The following is a 16220-nucleotide window of genomic DNA, read 5'->3' as shown; positions in this document are numbered from 1 at the left end:
AAGCATAGTTTTACTTTGTATTCATAATATAAATACTTTCTTTATACGCCGCCTGCAACTTTCTTATAATTGGTTGGTCTCCCGTTTGATACCACTCTTCTCCAATTTGCTTCACTGGTACAATTTCAATAGGTGTAGCTGTAAAGAAACACTCATCCGCACCATATACTTCTTGAAGAGAAAATTGTCGTTCTTCAACAGGAATGTTTAACTTCTTTGCTAAGGAAATGACATGATGACGTGTAATTCCATACAAAATATATTGGTTTGCAGGGTGTGTAATCAGAGTTCCGTTTTTAACAATAAAGAAATTAGAATGACACCCTTCTGTTACAATGCCATTACGAACTAAAATCGCTTCGTAGTAACCTTCTTTAGCAATTTTATTTTTAATCATAATATTAGGAAGTAAATTAAGCGATTTTATATGACAATAATGCCAACGTATATCCTCAGCAACTGTTGCTGTAATTCCGTTTTCCATCAAAGTATTTGGCCTTGGAAATGGTACGATATTTGCATAATATGTAGGCTGTAGATTGGACTCGAACAAGTGGTTTCTAGGCTGTACACCTCTTGAAATTTGGATATATACATTTCCATCCTCTTGAAATTGATTTTTCTCAACCAATTGCTGCAATTGATACATAAGTTCTTCTTTTGTAAAGGGTGGGTCTAATTCAATTGTATTCATAGATTGGAAAAAACGATCTAAATGGAGATCCAATAAATGAGGTTTCCCATCATATAAACGAAATACTTCATATACTCCATCTCCAAACTGTAATCCTCGCTCTTCTAATGAAATCATTGGTTCTTTATCTTTCGTATTCACAATGCTTCCATTAAATAAAATCCAATCTTTATGATTACTTTTCATACCATTTCCCCTCCTCTTGATAAAGATACTTCTATTGTACAACTCAAATTATCTTAAAAGAAGAAATTTTCAATCTTTTTACACAACAAAATATTCTCTCTATTTATTGTTCTTGGAAACGCGATATATAAATCATCCCCATTTGAAGCCATGCCGAAAGAAACTAGATTTTCCAAAAGGACTTGCTCATATTGTATATAAAAACATAAAATATTAGACGTAAACTGCTTATTCTCATTTTTTATCTTCCGCAAAAAGGGGGAAATAACTTGGGATTTTTGGAAGGATATAATAATTTCAGCGGAGCATTTTCTCCTCTAATTGTACGTTCAATTCACTCTTACAGCCAAAGATGGAAACAAAAATTTCACAGAAAACAACGCCACATACTACGAACGAATACAAGAAGACGTTATTCTCTCAAGCAATTGCCGTGATGGAAAATCTCAAGAAAAACACCTAGCATTCCTTGTAGAATACAAAAGAACCTAGGTATTTTAACGTTTCGCGTTATTTGGCAAAATTAAGGTGAAAAAAGAATCCATATAGGAAAAATCCACTGAATAAGAAAAAGGAGTTCACCACCTACTATATACAGACGATGAACTCCTTTCCATTTTCTACATACTGATAAAATGCCGTTATTTTTTCAAAGTAATCACTTTTTTCAATGCCTTCATGTAGGACTAATCTAACTATATGTCCACCATCTCCTGCATCAATAACGAGTTTCATCACTCAACCTCTTTCTTTGCCCTTCATTCTAAAGTACATATTATTGTACTCGTCCTACTTTATGAAAGACGGTTTCCATCATCTCGCTTCAACCAATTTAAAAGCAAAATATAAGTTTGATAGTGGACATATCTCAAACAAAATAAACAACATAGGATTCCCATTCCGATGTAGCTATAGAGCAAACCTAATTTCAAGAAAATTGCAATCGTTGGTGGAAAAAGAGTGATTTTTTGCAAAATATATAGCATAAAAAATAACATTAAAAATAAAGGGAAATACTGCAGTTCATATGGTGTACGTCTCTTACTTAATATATTTCTTATAAAGAATTGAAAGAGCTCTGCAAATAAAAAGCAGCCAAGAATTACAATAAGTGCTAGTGTCATCCCCATACACTTCCCACCTTACTTTATAATGTACTGATAAAACAACACATCTTGCCACTCATCAAACTTATAACCTACTTCTTGAAAACATCCTACATATGTAAATCCCATCTGTTCATGTAGCTTCACACTTATATCGTTTCCCTTCGTAATCCCGGCAATAATAGTATGATGTGCTGCCTCTTCTGCCAATTGAAGTATGCGTCCTATCAATTTCTTCGCTGCACCTTTCCCGCGCGCTTGTTTTTCCACATAAACTGAAATTTCTACTGTTTGCTTATATGCCTCTTTTTCGCGAAATGGTGATAAAGAGCAATACCCAAGTACAGTACCATCGTCTTCAGCAACGATGACGGGATACATTTCATTATGCGCATCAAACCACATATTCATTTCTACTAATGTCTTCTCTTGTAAATCAAATGTAGCGGTTGTATGGATAATTGCATCATTATATATATGTAAAATAGATTTTACGTCTTCTTTATATGCGCTGCGAATTTCCATTTCTCCGTCTCCCCCATTACACTTTCTTTATGTAAACATGATTACTTTTTTGAAAACCAAGTTGTTCAAAAAATGATTCTATTCTTTCATTTTTATTTATAAATGTAATTTGAATCTCTTTCACATGCTCTTTTTTTACTATCTCCTCAAACGTATAATAAGCATTTGTTCCATATCCGTATCCCTCATAATCGTGATGAATAAGAAGATACGCTAATATCGCTTTCTCTTGTTTCACAGTGTAGTCAACAATACCTATATATGTATCATCTGCTTTCATACAATACGCTACATCTTGAACTGGTAGATCATGAGAAGAAAACATTTCTTCTACTACTACTTTTGTTTCGTCTGTTACTTTTTCAAACGTTAACATATTTATTTCACTCCTTATTATTGTATCAAACAGGACAAGTATTTATGAAAAAAACCTTAAGATAGCAATGCTATCTTAAGGTTTTCTCTTTATACTAAGCTATAAGCGCGCTTTGTTTCTTCGTGGAACGCATTTGTATCATATTTATGCTCAACAAAAATTTGATGCCATACCATAAATGCAAGTACTGTCCAAATTTTACGGCTATAATCGCCTTTATCTGCACAATGTGCTTCTAACAAGTCTAATACGTACTGCTTATCGATTAAATGCTCTGTTTTGCTTTCTTTAATGATATTTACAGCCCAATCATGCATTTCATCTTTTAACCAGTGACGGATCGGTACTGGGAAGCCTAACTTCTTACGATCTAATACGTGATCCGGTACAATACCGCGTACTGCTTCACGTAAAATCGCTTTTGTTGTACCATTTGCAATCTTTAATTCTGTTGGGATTTTAGAGGCAACATCAAATACTTCTTTATCTAAAAATGGTACACGAAGTTCTAATGAATGTGCCATTGTCATTTTATCAGCTTTTAATAAAATGTCACCGCGCAGCCATGTGAACATATCGATGTATTGCATTTTACTTACATCGTCATAGTTCTTGATATCATCATACAACGGCTTCGTGATATCCATGTAATTCACACTCTCATTGTAGTGCTTCATAAGTGCTGCTTTTTCTTCTTCACGGAAGATTTTCGCATTTCCATAGTAACGCTCTTCAATCGATGTACATCCGCGCTCTAAGAAGCTTTTCCCTTTGAATCCTTCTTTTAATGCACCACTTAACGCTTTTAATACGCGTTTTCCTGGGCTAGGGATGTATGAGAACATTTTTAAAGAGTTTGGTTCACGATAAATGTTATATCCGCCAAACAGCTCGTCTGAACCTTCACCAGAAAGAACAACTGTTACATGTTTACGCGCTTCTTTTGCAACGAAGTACAACGGTACAGCTGCTGGATCCGCTAATGGATCATCCATGTGCCACATAATTTTTGGGAATTCATTCATGAATTCTTGTGGTGTTACGAATACGCTATAGTTTTTTACACCTAATTTTTCCGCTGTTTCTTTCGCTACGTCAACCTCACTAAAACCACGACGTTCAAAGCCTACAGAGAAGGTTAATAAATTTGGATTCATTTCTTTTGCGATAGACGCGATAATCGATGAGTCGATACCACCAGATAAAAATGAACCTACTGGTACATCACTGCGCATATGCATTTTCACAGAATCGTATAATACATCACGAATGGCCTGAATATGCTCTTCTTTCGTCGCATCAGATGCATTGAAATATGGTTGCCAATAACGACGGATTTCCATCTTTTTACCTAGTTCTTTTATAAAGTAGTGACCTGGCTCAATTTTGTTAATATCAACTGTTAACGTTTCAGGCTCAGGAGCATATTGATACGTAAAGTAGTGTTGCAGAGAAGCTGGGTTTACCCCTTTATCTTCCATCACATGTAAGATACTTTTCTTTTCAGATGCAAAGAATGTTGTATCCTCGTGCTGCGCAACATAAAGCGGTTTAATACCGAAATGATCACGCGCACCGAAAAGTTTTTTCTCTTCGCGATCCCAAATCATAAATGCAAACATACCACGAAGGTAATCTACACATTTTTCTTTCATATGAGCATATAATGCAATGATTACTTCTGTATCAGATTGTGTCGCAAATGTTGCACCTTTTTCAAGAAGCATTTCGCGAAGCTCTACATAGTTATAAATTTCACCATTAAAAATAATTACATAACGATCATTTTCATACGTTAACGGCTGATGTCCTGCCTCTAAGTCAATAATACTTAAACGGCGGAAGCCAAATTGTACGTGTTCATCACGGAAGTACCCTTCATCGTCTGGACCACGGTGAAAGATAATCGTATTCATATTTTCAAATTGATGTTTTTCTTCTGCCGAAAACCCTCTAGGGTTTTCACATAAACATCCTACAAAACCACACATACTTTCTTACCCTCTTTCGGTTTTCATTCTTTTTCTATACTACTATATCAACCCTATCTATACTAGCATAATCATAGCAATATGGCGACAAAAAGTACATAAATCCACCTTGTTTTTTCAACATATACGTCACTGCTATGCATAACAAAACATAATTTTCTCATATTTCCCCTTTCATTTAGCAGGAGAAGGCCTGGATCGCTTCTATATATGGTCAGATTCTCTCATTCCTCTAAAAAGAAAAGATGTTTTCTGTCGTTTTTCATTTTGTATTTATCCCGCTATTTGTGGGCAGTAATACTCCCACCTCAAAATTCGGCGAAAGCATTGTCCAGTTCCAGTGGCTAGAATCTCCGGTCGTTTCTCCCCCTCGGACGAGGTAAAAAGCGCCTCTCCGCCCTGTGCGTGGGCGTCCTGCGATTCTGAGCGAGCCGCTTCCGCTTTTCTTAAGAAGTTAGGTGGGAGATAAACTGCCCGTAAAAGCCCGATTGGTGAGGGCTGATAATCAGTGGGGGATGAAGAAAACCCCCACTGATTAAAGTTTCACTTTATATATAAAGCGGTTCTATTCTTATCTTCATTAACCTTCCATTTCTTACTTAGCTGAAAAAACATACTCACACTTAGGCTTTTTTGTCATATGATATTTCAGATTTATCTTTAGGAGGAGAAATTATGAGTGATGAAAAAAAACCTTCACGTCCACAATTTCGAAGTTACTTAAAACAAATTGATGACTTTTTCGAACAGACTCCGCTTCGTGATGTTATTACTGATATGAACCATTTTTTCCAAAAAGGAAACCGTTTAGTAACATTTCCAGTTGATTTATTTGAAGTGGAAAAGGACCTTGTTATAAAAGCTGAACTTCCTGGTGTTCAAAAACAACAGATTCAAGTTGAAATACAAGGTGAATACTTACAAATTACTGTAAAAGAAGATGTTTTAGGCGAAGAAATGAACGAATCCTATAATTATTATCGCCGCGAACGCACAATGTCAGAAGCTTCTCGCGTTATAAAATTACCGTATCCCATTAACAAAAAACAAGCAAAAGCTTCTTACCAAAACGGCATTTTAGAAATTCGTGCACCAAAGCTTCCACAGCAACATGATATTTTATCGATTGAATAAGAAAAGGATGCTCATTCGCATCCTTTTCTTATTGCGTTAAACGTCTAATATCACGCAATATATCATCATATGGTGTATTATTCATACCACTGTATTCCTTCATCACTTTTCCGTTTTGGTCCACTAAGTAAAATCTTGTGCTATGCATGACTTGATCTGTACTTTCTGGTTTATCAACCAACGCTTTAAAATTGTCTTTCGCAAATTTTTTGATATCATTTTGCGAATAACCCGTTAACAAATTCCAGTTCTTCGTATCATCAGTAAATTTCTGCACAAACGTTTTTAATTTTTCAGGATTATCTCTCTCTGGATCGACACTAAATGATACAAATTGAACATCTAGTTTTTCTTCTTTCGCCAATTTTTGCAACTTCGCCATATTCGCTGTCATTGGCGGGCATACTGTTTGACAGTTTGTAAATACAAGATCTGCCACCCACACTTTTCCTTTTAAATCTTTTGTACCAAATTTTTCACCATTTTGATTTATGTATTGAAAACTTTCAACATCCCAATTTAACGGATTTCGAAGTTTCGATCCTGAACCGCACCCAGCTAAGACTAGTAAACAAAAAGCGGTAAGAATACCCATCCATTTTTGATATTTCTTCACTCTAGAACACCCTTCTCTCTTTCAAAATATAACATTTTCTCTACCCCAATGTTAACAAGCAGTAAAGCTCAACTAATGAGATCGTATGGAACATTCTCCTACTAACCGAAGTTTTACTTTATTGTAACAAAGGTAAACACTATGAGGGAACAGTTTACTTCACTTGTTCACTAAATCGTACTAATTTTTCAATTGCTTCTTCTTTATGAAATGTGCTAAACCATCTATAATTTTCGCCGTCTAAAATTCGATAATGTTGACTAACAATGTTTTGTTGTAAACAGAACTCTCCTCTTTTCTCAATTTCCTTCCACCATATATGTCCACCCATCGTTTTTTCTTTTTTGTATTCCATTTGATGGCGAGCGATTGTTTGGACAACTTCAAGAACAGATCCCCCAAATGCAGACTGCAATACTTCGCTGTTTTGAAACAGTGCACATACCGCAACAACGGTCGTCCACGAAGGTAAGATGCGCTCTTTTTCAATTTGAACAAGTGTCTTTTTGGAAAGACCTAAAATCTCTGCCATGTCTTCTTGTGTATAATTATATTCTGTTCGAATCAACTTCATTTTTTTCGCAATTATTAGTACTACTTCGTCTTTATTCATTTGAACACCCCTTCTTACTTTGCAAATAGTATCCTCTTGTATTTTTATACTTTTTTAATACTTAGTCAATTGAAATCAGTACATGTTTTTGATTCGTATGTATCCTGCACGAAAAAAGCTACTTGAATATAATCAAGTAGCTTTTTCCTATTCTGCAAAATAAGAGAATCCAATTGCGCCAGCGCCTGTATGTGTACTAATAACAGGTGTTGTAAAGAAGATTTCTGATTGTGTAAACCCACTAATCTTTTCAACTGCTTCTTTTATTTTCTGCGCTAGCGGTAATGCTTTTGCATGTGGAATCGCAACTGCTTTTACTGTTTTACCAGCTATATCTTCTTCAAATATTTTCGCTAATGCTTTTACGACTTGTCCTTGACTACGTACCTTAGTAATCGGATTGAGGACTCCGTCTTCAACACTAGCAATCGGCTTAATATTTAATAAAGATCCGAGCATTGCTTTTCCTTTACCGATACGACCGCCTTTCACAAGGTTTTCTAACGTATCAACAACAACGAATAAACGTGTGTTTTTTCTAACTTCTTCAATACGTTTTAAAATCTCTTCTAAAGAACGACCTTCTTGTACCATTTTCGCTGCTTCAACTACTTGATAAGCCAAAGCGTGGCTAGTAAATAAAGAATCCACTACCGTTACTTTTGTATCTGTCATTGTTGCTGCACTGCTTGCTGTTGCAACTGATCCACTTAATCCATTTGTTAAATGAATCGAAAGAACTTCACTACCGTCTTCACCTAAACGATCATACAATTCTACAAATGAACCAACTGCTGGTTGAGATGTTTTTGGCAACTCTTCCGATTTTTCCATTTCTTCAATAAACTCATCTGGTTGTAAATCTACACGATCTAAATAAGTTTGTCCGTTCACAAAAATTGATAATGGAATAACATGAATATCATATTTCTCAATCACATCTGGTGATAAATCTGACGTTGAGTCTGTGACAATTTTAATTTTTTGCATGTTTTATTTCTTCCCTTTCCACTACGCTCTCCCTGTTATTATACTAGTATTCCCTCTGCTTTCAACAGTTTAAGGTAATTTTCCCACGAAATTCTTGTTTTTCATGTCTAAAAAGAAAAGGGCAGAGCACTTTTGCTCTGCCCTTTTCTTATGCATTTTTTTCTAACGTATTTGTTTCATATACATTTGAATAATCATTCCATTTTAAGCAATTCTGCAAATATTCCCGAAATGAGTACGAAAACCTTGGTTGTTTTTGTTTTTGAATTTTAGAAATAAAGAGCTGAAGACGCGACTGGATTTGAAACGCTAATGGGTGCTGTGTTTGTAGCACAGGGATTTCAACCACCTTTACGCATTTTCCTGTTGGATGAGTAAAATAAAAACTCTTCATAATCACGATATCAATCCTCTTTTTTTTGGATTTATAATGTTAGTATAAACCGACAAAGACAAAAAGTTTGTCTAAATTTTGGAGAAACATTATTTTTTTCTTCTTTATATTGTATACGCTTACACAAATAGTATAACAAAGAAATATAAAAAGTGCCCGTCATAAGGAGGCACTTTTCGAATTAACATCATTTTCAAGACTCTGTTTTCGTTTATAAACAATTTTTGACAAAGCAATACTAATTTCATAAATACATATAAGAGGTACTGCTACCAAACTATGAGATAAAAAATCTGGTGGCGATATACATGAGGCTATAATAACCAATATTATATATGCATATCTCCTAATCCGTTGTAATAATTGCGGTGTTAAAACACCTATACTTGTTAAAAACATAAAAACAATAGGTAACTCAAATATAATTGCAAAAGGTACAGTTAAATTTAGTACGAAATAAAAATATTTTTCCGTTGTAAACATCGTATTAAACATTTCATTTCCAAGCTGTGTTAAAAAGTGAAATAAAAACGGCATTACAACAAAATATCCAAAGCATAACCCAGCAATAAATAAAATAAATAGCACTGGAATGTATATTAAAGTCATTTTTTGTTCCTTTGGATGCAAACCCGGTTTTACAAATGACCATAATTGAATTGCAGCTATTGGTATTGTACAAACAACCGCAAATAGTGAAGCAATTGAAAAGAAGATCCATAACACATCACTTGGCCCTAAAACCGTCAACTTCATTGTTAAATCTTTTACAAGGAAAAAATAAATATCTTTTGCGTATACAAATCCTATGATTAAGAAAAAAACAAATGATAGGACTGTAATAATTAAACGCTTTCTCAGTTCACTAATATGCTCTATAATACTCATTTCTCGATCATTCATTTTTTCACCACTCTTTTTTCATCCGATAAAAAAGATGCAAGAGAGATTCTCGCCTTACATCTTTTCTAAATTATGCATATACTATTTGTGTTCTTTATCTTGAAAAGCATCATCCGTTAATTCTTTTGTTGACTTTTTAAATTCTTTTAAAGTTTCCCCTAACGCTCGTCCAATTTCAGGTAACTTTTTAGGACCGAATAAAATAAGCACAGCTACTAAAATTAAAATTAAGCCAGGAAAACCAATATTGGAAAACATATTCCATCCCCCTTATTAGTAGATTGAATGGTTCCACTATCCCTTGAATTCATTTTGTCAGAAAAGTTTGTAAACGTCAACGTATCCGTTGTCTTTTGCCAAAAAAATTTGAAAATATAATTTTCGTACATTTTTCATTTCCTATTCCCTTTGTATATGATATGGTGAAAGAAACTATATTCCTCATTTGAATACACGAGAAAGGAGTCGAAACATGACTCAAAAAATGACTCGCATGACTCAGTTTGTTAAAGAAGAAATCGCAAACGCAATTACGCATGGTATCGGTGCCATTTTAAGTATCCCTGCGTTAATCATTTTAATTATTCACGCATCAAAGTACGGAACTGCATCAGCAATTGTAGGATTTACTGTATATGGTGTAAGCATGTTTTTACTTTACTTATGTTCAACACTATTACATAGCATCCATCATCCAAAGGTAGAAAAGTTATTCACTATTTTAGATCATTCTGCCATCTATTTATTAATTGCTGGCACATATACACCGTTTTTACTCGTTACACTGCGCGGTCCGCTGGGCTGGACATTACTTGCAATTATATGGACACTAGCAATTGCAGGAATCATTTTTAAAATCTTTTTTGTACGTCGTTTTATTAAACTATCAACTTTATTTTATGTCATTATGGGATGGCTTATCATCGTTGCTATTCGGCCATTATATGAAAGTTTAACAGGTAGCGGCTTCACATTATTATTAATTGGCGGCATTTTATATTCTGTCGGTGCCATCTTCTTCCTGTGGGAGAAACTTCCATTTAATCATGCGATTTGGCACGTCTTTGTATTAGGTGGAAGCACGATGATGTTTTTCTGCGTATTATTTTATGTATTGCCAGTAGCATAAAAAGGGTCTCAGCTTTTACTGTAGCTGAGACCCTTTTTTACTCACTTTTTTAGCTGACTTGCAATGATATCTTGCGTATACTTTGTTAATTCTTTACTATCCATATTTTGATATTGTTCTGCTGTAATTGGTTTCGAAATTGTGATTGTTGCATGCGCCGGCTTCATTCGATTGCCATTTTCTTCAAACATCTTATATGTTCCGTCCAATGTTACAGGTAAAATCGCTACACCTGCTTTTACAGCAAGGTGAAAACTACCAGCTTTAAACTCTCCCATTTCATTACCCTTACTACGAGTTCCTTCTGGGAAAATAACGATAGAATGTCCTTGTTTTAACAGTTCAATCCCATCTTTAATAGCTTGCAGTGATTGACGGCGATTCTTGCGATCCATAAATACACAATTCATCATTTCCATCCACGTTGATACAAGTGGAAATTTTTTAATTTCCGCTTTCGAAACGAATCCAATTGGTTTATTTAAATACCCTAGTAAAACTGGAATATCCATGTCACTTTGATGATTACTTACAACGAGTACTGGCTTATCTTGTGGTACATTTTCCAGTCCATTCACTTGTATTGTTGATCCAACTACACGAATCATCTTCTTGCCAAACCAATTTGTTGTTTTATACACCAGCTGATCTTTATCTTGCGGTGATAATGTATGTAACTTTCGTTTTATACGCCACATTCTTGGCGTAATACCAATTACAATTAAAATTAAGTACAAAATCTTAAAAACTGTTTGAATCATATAGAACCCCCACATATTGTCATTCCGTACTTCATTATACTAGACAAACGAAGGAAAAAGAAGAAAAAATGTCCAAACAACAAGCGTTTGGACATTTTTTATAATATGATAGATTAGAATTGTTTTGCTAACTCTTGTGCTTTTTCAATAGCTCGCTCTTTAATTTCAGGTGCTTGCGCAGGATTTGCACTCATGCCTTCTACAGCAATATATTCTACATCCGTTACACCCATGAAGTTTAGCATTGCTTTTAAGTGGTTGCGCCCAAAGTCCATTGCAGCGTACGGCCCTTCAGAATACACGCCGCCTGTCGCTTGGATATGAAGTGCTTTTTTGCCTTCTAATAAGCCAATTGGACCTTTTTCAGTATATTTAAATGTTTTACCTGCTATTGATAAGTTATCTAAGTATGCTTTTACAACCGGCGGATAACTTAAATTCCACATCGGTGTTACAAATACATATTTGTCTGCGTGCATAAATGTTTCTAAGTTTCCGTTCATAGCTGCAATTTTTTGTTGTTGGCTTTCACTTAATGTTTCAAATCCTTCTCCTGCCCCAAGTTTCCCCCAAGCAGCAAGCACTTCACCATCAATTGCAGGTACATTTGTATGGAATAAATCAATTGTTATCACTTCATCTTGTGGATTAGCTTGTTTGTAAGCTGCAATAAATGCTTCTCCTACTGCCATACCAAATGATACTTCTACTGGATTTGGATTTGCTGTAACAAATAATACTTTTGTCATGTTCATTTCTCTCCCTTTTTCATAAATATCTTTAATTTGAGATTTTAAATAAAAAAGTAAATCACTTACCTTACGTAAGTAATAATACCTAATTAACATTTTCTTGTCAATAAAAAATAGCTACTTTTTTTTCGTAAGTAAATAAAGTTAAACTTCCATCAATGAAGGATAAAAAAGGAGCTATCTCGCTTATGAACGAGACAGCCCCTTTTCTATTACTTTTGAAATACATGCTTTACTTTCTCAGCTGGAATACTACTTCCGCCTCTTCCTTTTACATCTTCAATCATCATTGTGACAATCATATTTGGAGAATTTGCATCAAATGCAGCAAACCACCCTAACTCTTTACCATCAGCTTCTTTTGATTCTTTTAATTCAGCTGTTCCTGTTTTTCCAGCAAGTGTAATACCATCTAATTTTGCAATCTTACCTGTTCCTTCTGGATCATTCACAACTTTTATTAAAGAATTTTTCAAAATATCACTGTTCTCTTTCGATACCACTTTTTCTTTCCACGCCTTTACCTGTTTTTCGTCTTTTAAAAGGTGCGGGGATGGAATATTTCCTTCATTCACAATTGGCGCATACGATAATGCAACGTGAAGAGATGACATTAAAACTTGTCCTTGACCATATCCTGTATCAGCAAGTTGAATATCATTTTTTATACCATCTTTTGCGATTTGCGACGTTGCAAATCCATATTCAATTGGTAACTTTTCACCAAGTCCAAATTTCTTCGCTTCTTCTACAAACTTATCTTTACCAATTTTTAATGCTTCCTGTGCAAAATAAATGTTATCGGAATACATCATTGCTTTTTCAAAATCAACTGGATTTGCATCTTTTACACGCGTTACATAATAGTTACCCCAAGAAGAATCTTTTGCCCATTTTACACCATCAATTTTAAGAGATTCTTTCGGGTTAAGCACTTTTGTTTCAAGACCAATTGCTCCTGTAATCGGTTTAAAAACAGAACCCGGTGCATATACTTGTGTAAAGCGATTTGTCATTGGCTTTTTCGGGTCATTATTCAAAGCATCTCGCTCTGCTTTCGCTGACTCTCTCATATAAACATTCGGGTTGTATGATGGACTACTTACGAGCGCCAACGTTTCCCCTGTTTTCGGATGTACCGCTGCACTTGAACCAGCTTCGCCCTTCATTTCTGCATAAATTTTTTGTTGCAAGTTCCCATCAATCGTTAGTGTAATATTTTCGCCATCTTTCGCTTGTTTTTTAGCAAGCTCTTTTAACTCTTTTCCTTTTGCATCGGCTATATAAACACGTCCGCCTTTTTCACCGCGGAGTTTTTCTTCAAAAACATTTTCAAGACCTGTTTTTCCAATCGGTTCATCTGCCTTATATCCTTTTTCTTCTAACTTTTTCAAATCCTCTGCATTTACTTTACCCATATAGCCCGTTAAATGAGCGGCAGCTTCTCCTAAAGGATATGTCCGAGCATTTACTGTACGCGTCGCTACACCAGGCATTGAAATATAATCATTTTCATTTGCACCTTCTGGTAAAATAGAAAGTGGCACATAGTAACTTGGTTTTACCCACTTCGCTGTTAATTTCTTTTCGATATCTTCAACTGACATATGTAATAATTTCGCTAACGTTTCTTTCGTTTGCTGTGCTGATTCGCCTAATTTCTCAGGTACAACTCCAACTTCTGCGGATTTCCCATTTGTCGCCAATCCACTTCCGTTCCTATCATGAATTTCACCGCGCTTTGGCGCAAACGATTGCACCAGTACTTTATCATCTTGTTTCATGGTTGGAAAAATAAACGATGGATTCCAATCAATTTTCCAGACGTCCTTATCTCCATCCTTTTCTTTTACAAGTTTCGCCTCATTTTCAAACGAAATCTTTCCACCGATTGTATCCATACTTACTTTAAAAGGTACATTCGCATTATCTTTCTCATCTTTTTTGTCTTCTTTTTTCGTTTCTGCTGCTACTTTTAAATTTTTCACTGCAATTCCTGTATAAACATTTTCATATTTCTTTACAAAATCATCTTTTGTAATTGACTGCTTTGCCTCTTTCGATAACTGTTCATACATTTTATCAAACTTTTTTTCGTTCCATGCTTTTACATATGTATCCATGGCTTGTTCTGGCTTCTCTTCTTTCCCACAGCCTACTACTAGTAGCAATGAAAAAATAAGAAGCATTCCCCATATCTTTTTCACATTTTTTTCCTCCTTTATACCTCAATACTATCATACTATAAAAATCCAACTTTACAAAATTGACCCAATAAAAAAACGACACAATATGCGCCGTTCTTTATATTACCATTATAACATTCGGAAAATTTTTATATAAGGATTTATTTTTATTTTTTCTTTTCTTAATATAGAATCAAAAAGGAGTAGATACAAAATTGTGGCGTGTACTTAAAAAAGACAAGAACAAAAGAAGACTGGTATGTAACACACCAATCTTCTCTCTTCTTATTTTCTTCTACCATACACATGATAAGCGTATGTATATGGATTTTTTTCATCCGTCACGCCTTGTGTCGCAGATATTTCTTCCCACTCATTGTCGTTTATTTCTGGGAAAAATGTGTCACCTTCAAATACCTCTTCGATTTTTGTAATATACAATCGATCGGCAAAAGGAAGCACTTCTTTAAAAATTTCTGCACCGCCAATTACAAAGAGTTCTTCATTCATGTGCTCGTCCATTTTCTTCACATCATCAATAGAATGAATGACTTCACAGCCTTCCATTTCATAATTTTGATTACGCGTTAAAATGATATTCGTTCTGCCAGGTAAAGGTCTTCCAATAGATTCAAACGTTTTTCTCCCCATAATAATCGGATGCCCCATCGTTACTTTTTTAAAGTACGCCAAATCTGCCGGAAGATGCCAAGGTAATTGGTTGTCTTTACCGATTAGTCGATTTTTATCCATTGCTACAAGTAATGAAATCATATATATCCCCCTAACTTTGTTTACACAGCTACCGGAGCTTTAATCGCTGGATGTGGATCGTATCCTTCTAATATAAGATCATCCATTTCAAAATCAAAGATAGACTTCACATCTGGATTTAGCTTTAACGTTGGGAATGGACGTGGTTCACGTGCTAATTGTGTTTTCACTTGTTCAAAATGATTTGTGTAAATATGAGCATCGCCAATTGTATGAACGAACTCTCCTACTTCTAAGCCACACTCATGGGCAATTAAATGTGTTAATAAAGAATAACTCGCTATATTAAACGGAATACCAAGGAAAATATCACCGCTGCGTTGATATAACTGACAAGATAATTTTCCGTCTGCCACATAAAACTGGAATAACGTATGACAAGGCGGCAATGCCATACTTGGTATATCTTCTGGATTCCATGCAGACACAATAAGGCGGCGGGAATCTGGATTTTTCTTAATCATATCAATTACATCTTGTAATTGATCAAGCGTTTCCCCAGCAGTCGTTTTCCATGCACGCCATTGCTTCCCATACACATCTCCTAAATTACCGTAACGCTTCGCAAATTCGTCATCTTCAAGCACTTTTGTTTTAAACAATTCCATTTGCTCTTCGTATTGTTTTTGAAACTCTTCATCTTGCTGCGAGCGAAGTCCAAAATCTGTCATATCTGGACCTGCGTATGCATCGCTCTCTACCCAGTTCTTAAACGCCCATTCGTTCCAAATATTATTATTATGCTGCAGCAAATAACGAATATTTGTATCACCTTTCATAAACCAAAGAAGTTCGCTCGCTACTAAACGAAACGGCACACGTTTTGTCGTAAGTAACGGAAAACCTTGACTTAAATCAAAGCGCATTTGATACCCAAATACAGATACTGTTCCTGTACCAGTGCGGTCTTCTTTTCTCGTACCGTTTTCCATAACATGACGGCACATATTTAAATATTCATATTCTGCGTGTTTCATCAAGTAACCTTCTTTCACAATTGCTTTATGTAACATTATTTTTCCTATATGGAGTTTATCATATATGCATTTGAATTTCACACAGACTTTTAAAAAAATCTTTTCTATATACA

General features: G+C 35.0%; 19 protein-coding genes. 2 read left to right on the top strand and 17 right to left on the bottom strand.

Annotated elements, in window-relative coordinates; all coding sequences use genetic code 11:
• Positions 1 to 10: 10 nt before the first annotated feature.
• The 6 genes from dat to asnB all read right to left on the bottom strand — a co-directional run bounded on the left by dat (position 11) and on the right by asnB (position 4878).
• Entirely contained in the window at positions 11 to 880 is an 870-nt protein-coding gene (dat, locus tag MR076_RS14430) for a D-amino-acid transaminase (protein ID WP_242221680.1), read from the bottom strand.
• A gap of 588 nt (positions 881 to 1468) precedes the next feature.
• Positions 1469 to 1615 (bottom strand): hypothetical protein, encoded by a 147-nt coding sequence (locus MR076_RS14425; protein WP_242221677.1) that lies wholly within the window; start codon positions 1613 to 1615, stop codon positions 1469 to 1471.
• Positions 1616 to 1674: 59 nt separating this feature from the next.
• Positions 1675 to 2010 carry a hypothetical protein gene (locus MR076_RS14420; protein ID WP_242221675.1) on the bottom strand — a complete coding sequence of 112 codons (336 nt, stop codon included), beginning with the start codon at positions 2008 to 2010 and terminating at the stop codon, positions 1675 to 1677.
• Positions 2011 to 2022: 12 nt separating this feature from the next.
• Positions 2023 to 2511: a GNAT family N-acetyltransferase gene (locus tag MR076_RS14415; protein ID WP_242221673.1), complete on the bottom strand. Its 489-nt coding sequence runs from the start codon at positions 2509 to 2511 to the stop codon at positions 2023 to 2025.
• A gap of 16 nt (positions 2512 to 2527) precedes the next feature.
• The gene (locus MR076_RS14410; protein WP_242221671.1) at positions 2528 to 2887 is read right to left on the bottom strand and encodes a GNAT family N-acetyltransferase; all 360 of its coding nucleotides are present in this window, start codon (positions 2885 to 2887) and stop codon (positions 2528 to 2530) included.
• 89 nt (positions 2888 to 2976) lie between these two features.
• The gene (gene asnB, locus MR076_RS14405) at positions 2977 to 4878 is read right to left on the bottom strand and encodes an asparagine synthase (glutamine-hydrolyzing) (RefSeq protein ID WP_242221669.1); all 1902 of its coding nucleotides are present in this window, start codon (positions 4876 to 4878) and stop codon (positions 2977 to 2979) included.
• 675 nt (positions 4879 to 5553) lie between these two features.
• Here asnB and MR076_RS14400 point away from each other — a divergent pair.
• Entirely contained in the window at positions 5554 to 6012 is a 459-nt protein-coding gene (locus MR076_RS14400) for an Hsp20/alpha crystallin family protein (RefSeq protein ID WP_242221668.1), read from the top strand.
• Positions 6013 to 6040: 28 nt separating this feature from the next.
• Here the strand turns inward: MR076_RS14400 and MR076_RS14395 are convergent, their stop codons facing one another.
• From MR076_RS14395 to MR076_RS14370, 6 genes are all read right to left on the bottom strand, one after another.
• Complete coding sequence (locus MR076_RS14395; RefSeq protein ID WP_242221666.1) at positions 6041 to 6628, bottom strand: SCO family protein; 588 nt, start codon at positions 6626 to 6628, stop codon at positions 6041 to 6043.
• 154 nt (positions 6629 to 6782) lie between these two features.
• Positions 6783 to 7241 (bottom strand): helix-turn-helix transcriptional regulator, encoded by a 459-nt coding sequence (locus MR076_RS14390; protein ID WP_242221665.1) that lies wholly within the window; start codon positions 7239 to 7241, stop codon positions 6783 to 6785.
• Between the two features lie 147 nt (positions 7242 to 7388).
• Positions 7389 to 8231 carry a DegV family protein gene (locus tag MR076_RS14385; protein ID WP_242221663.1) on the bottom strand — a complete coding sequence of 281 codons (843 nt, stop codon included), beginning with the start codon at positions 8229 to 8231 and terminating at the stop codon, positions 7389 to 7391.
• 148 nt (positions 8232 to 8379) lie between these two features.
• The gene (locus MR076_RS14380; RefSeq protein WP_242221659.1) at positions 8380 to 8631 is read right to left on the bottom strand and encodes a DUF2535 family protein; all 252 of its coding nucleotides are present in this window, start codon (positions 8629 to 8631) and stop codon (positions 8380 to 8382) included.
• Between the two features lie 153 nt (positions 8632 to 8784).
• The gene (gene tatC, locus MR076_RS14375; protein ID WP_242221657.1) at positions 8785 to 9528 is read right to left on the bottom strand and encodes a twin-arginine translocase subunit TatC; all 744 of its coding nucleotides are present in this window, start codon (positions 9526 to 9528) and stop codon (positions 8785 to 8787) included.
• 81 nt (positions 9529 to 9609) lie between these two features.
• A complete protein-coding gene (locus MR076_RS14370; RefSeq protein WP_242221655.1) occupies positions 9610 to 9786 on the bottom strand; it encodes a twin-arginine translocase TatA/TatE family subunit in 177 nt (58 codons plus the stop codon).
• 214 nt (positions 9787 to 10000) lie between these two features.
• On the opposite strand from MR076_RS14370, the gene trhA reads away from it, so the two are divergent.
• Positions 10001 to 10657 carry a PAQR family membrane homeostasis protein TrhA gene (trhA, locus tag MR076_RS14365; protein ID WP_242221653.1) on the top strand — a complete coding sequence of 219 codons (657 nt, stop codon included), beginning with the start codon at positions 10001 to 10003 and terminating at the stop codon, positions 10655 to 10657.
• Between the two features lie 41 nt (positions 10658 to 10698).
• On the opposite strand, the gene MR076_RS14360 is transcribed toward trhA, so the two are convergent.
• From MR076_RS14360 to MR076_RS14340, 5 genes are all read right to left on the bottom strand, one after another.
• Positions 10699 to 11418, bottom strand: a complete 720-nt coding sequence (locus MR076_RS14360; RefSeq protein ID WP_242221651.1) for a lysophospholipid acyltransferase family protein — start codon at positions 11416 to 11418, stop codon at positions 10699 to 10701.
• Positions 11419 to 11531: 113 nt separating this feature from the next.
• Complete coding sequence (locus MR076_RS14355) at positions 11532 to 12167, bottom strand: FMN-dependent NADH-azoreductase (protein WP_242221650.1); 636 nt, start codon at positions 12165 to 12167, stop codon at positions 11532 to 11534.
• 215 nt (positions 12168 to 12382) lie between these two features.
• A complete protein-coding gene (locus tag MR076_RS14350) occupies positions 12383 to 14377 on the bottom strand; it encodes a penicillin-binding transpeptidase domain-containing protein (RefSeq protein ID WP_242221648.1) in 1995 nt (664 codons plus the stop codon).
• A 264-nt stretch (positions 14378 to 14641) separates the two neighbouring features.
• The gene (locus MR076_RS14345) at positions 14642 to 15130 is read right to left on the bottom strand and encodes a dihydrofolate reductase (RefSeq protein WP_242221646.1); all 489 of its coding nucleotides are present in this window, start codon (positions 15128 to 15130) and stop codon (positions 14642 to 14644) included.
• Between the two features lie 20 nt (positions 15131 to 15150).
• Complete coding sequence (locus tag MR076_RS14340; RefSeq protein WP_242221644.1) at positions 15151 to 16107, bottom strand: thymidylate synthase; 957 nt, start codon at positions 16105 to 16107, stop codon at positions 15151 to 15153.
• Positions 16108 to 16220 lie beyond the last annotated feature (113 nt).

Origin of the sequence: Bacillus cereus group sp. BfR-BA-01380 (genome assembly GCF_022663535.1) — a bacterium.
GTDB classification, from domain to species: domain Bacteria; phylum Bacillota; class Bacilli; order Bacillales; family Bacillaceae_G; genus Bacillus_A; species Bacillus_A cereus_BB.
Note: the sequence above shows the minus strand (reverse complement) of the source record. Positions and strands in the feature narration are given on the sequence as shown.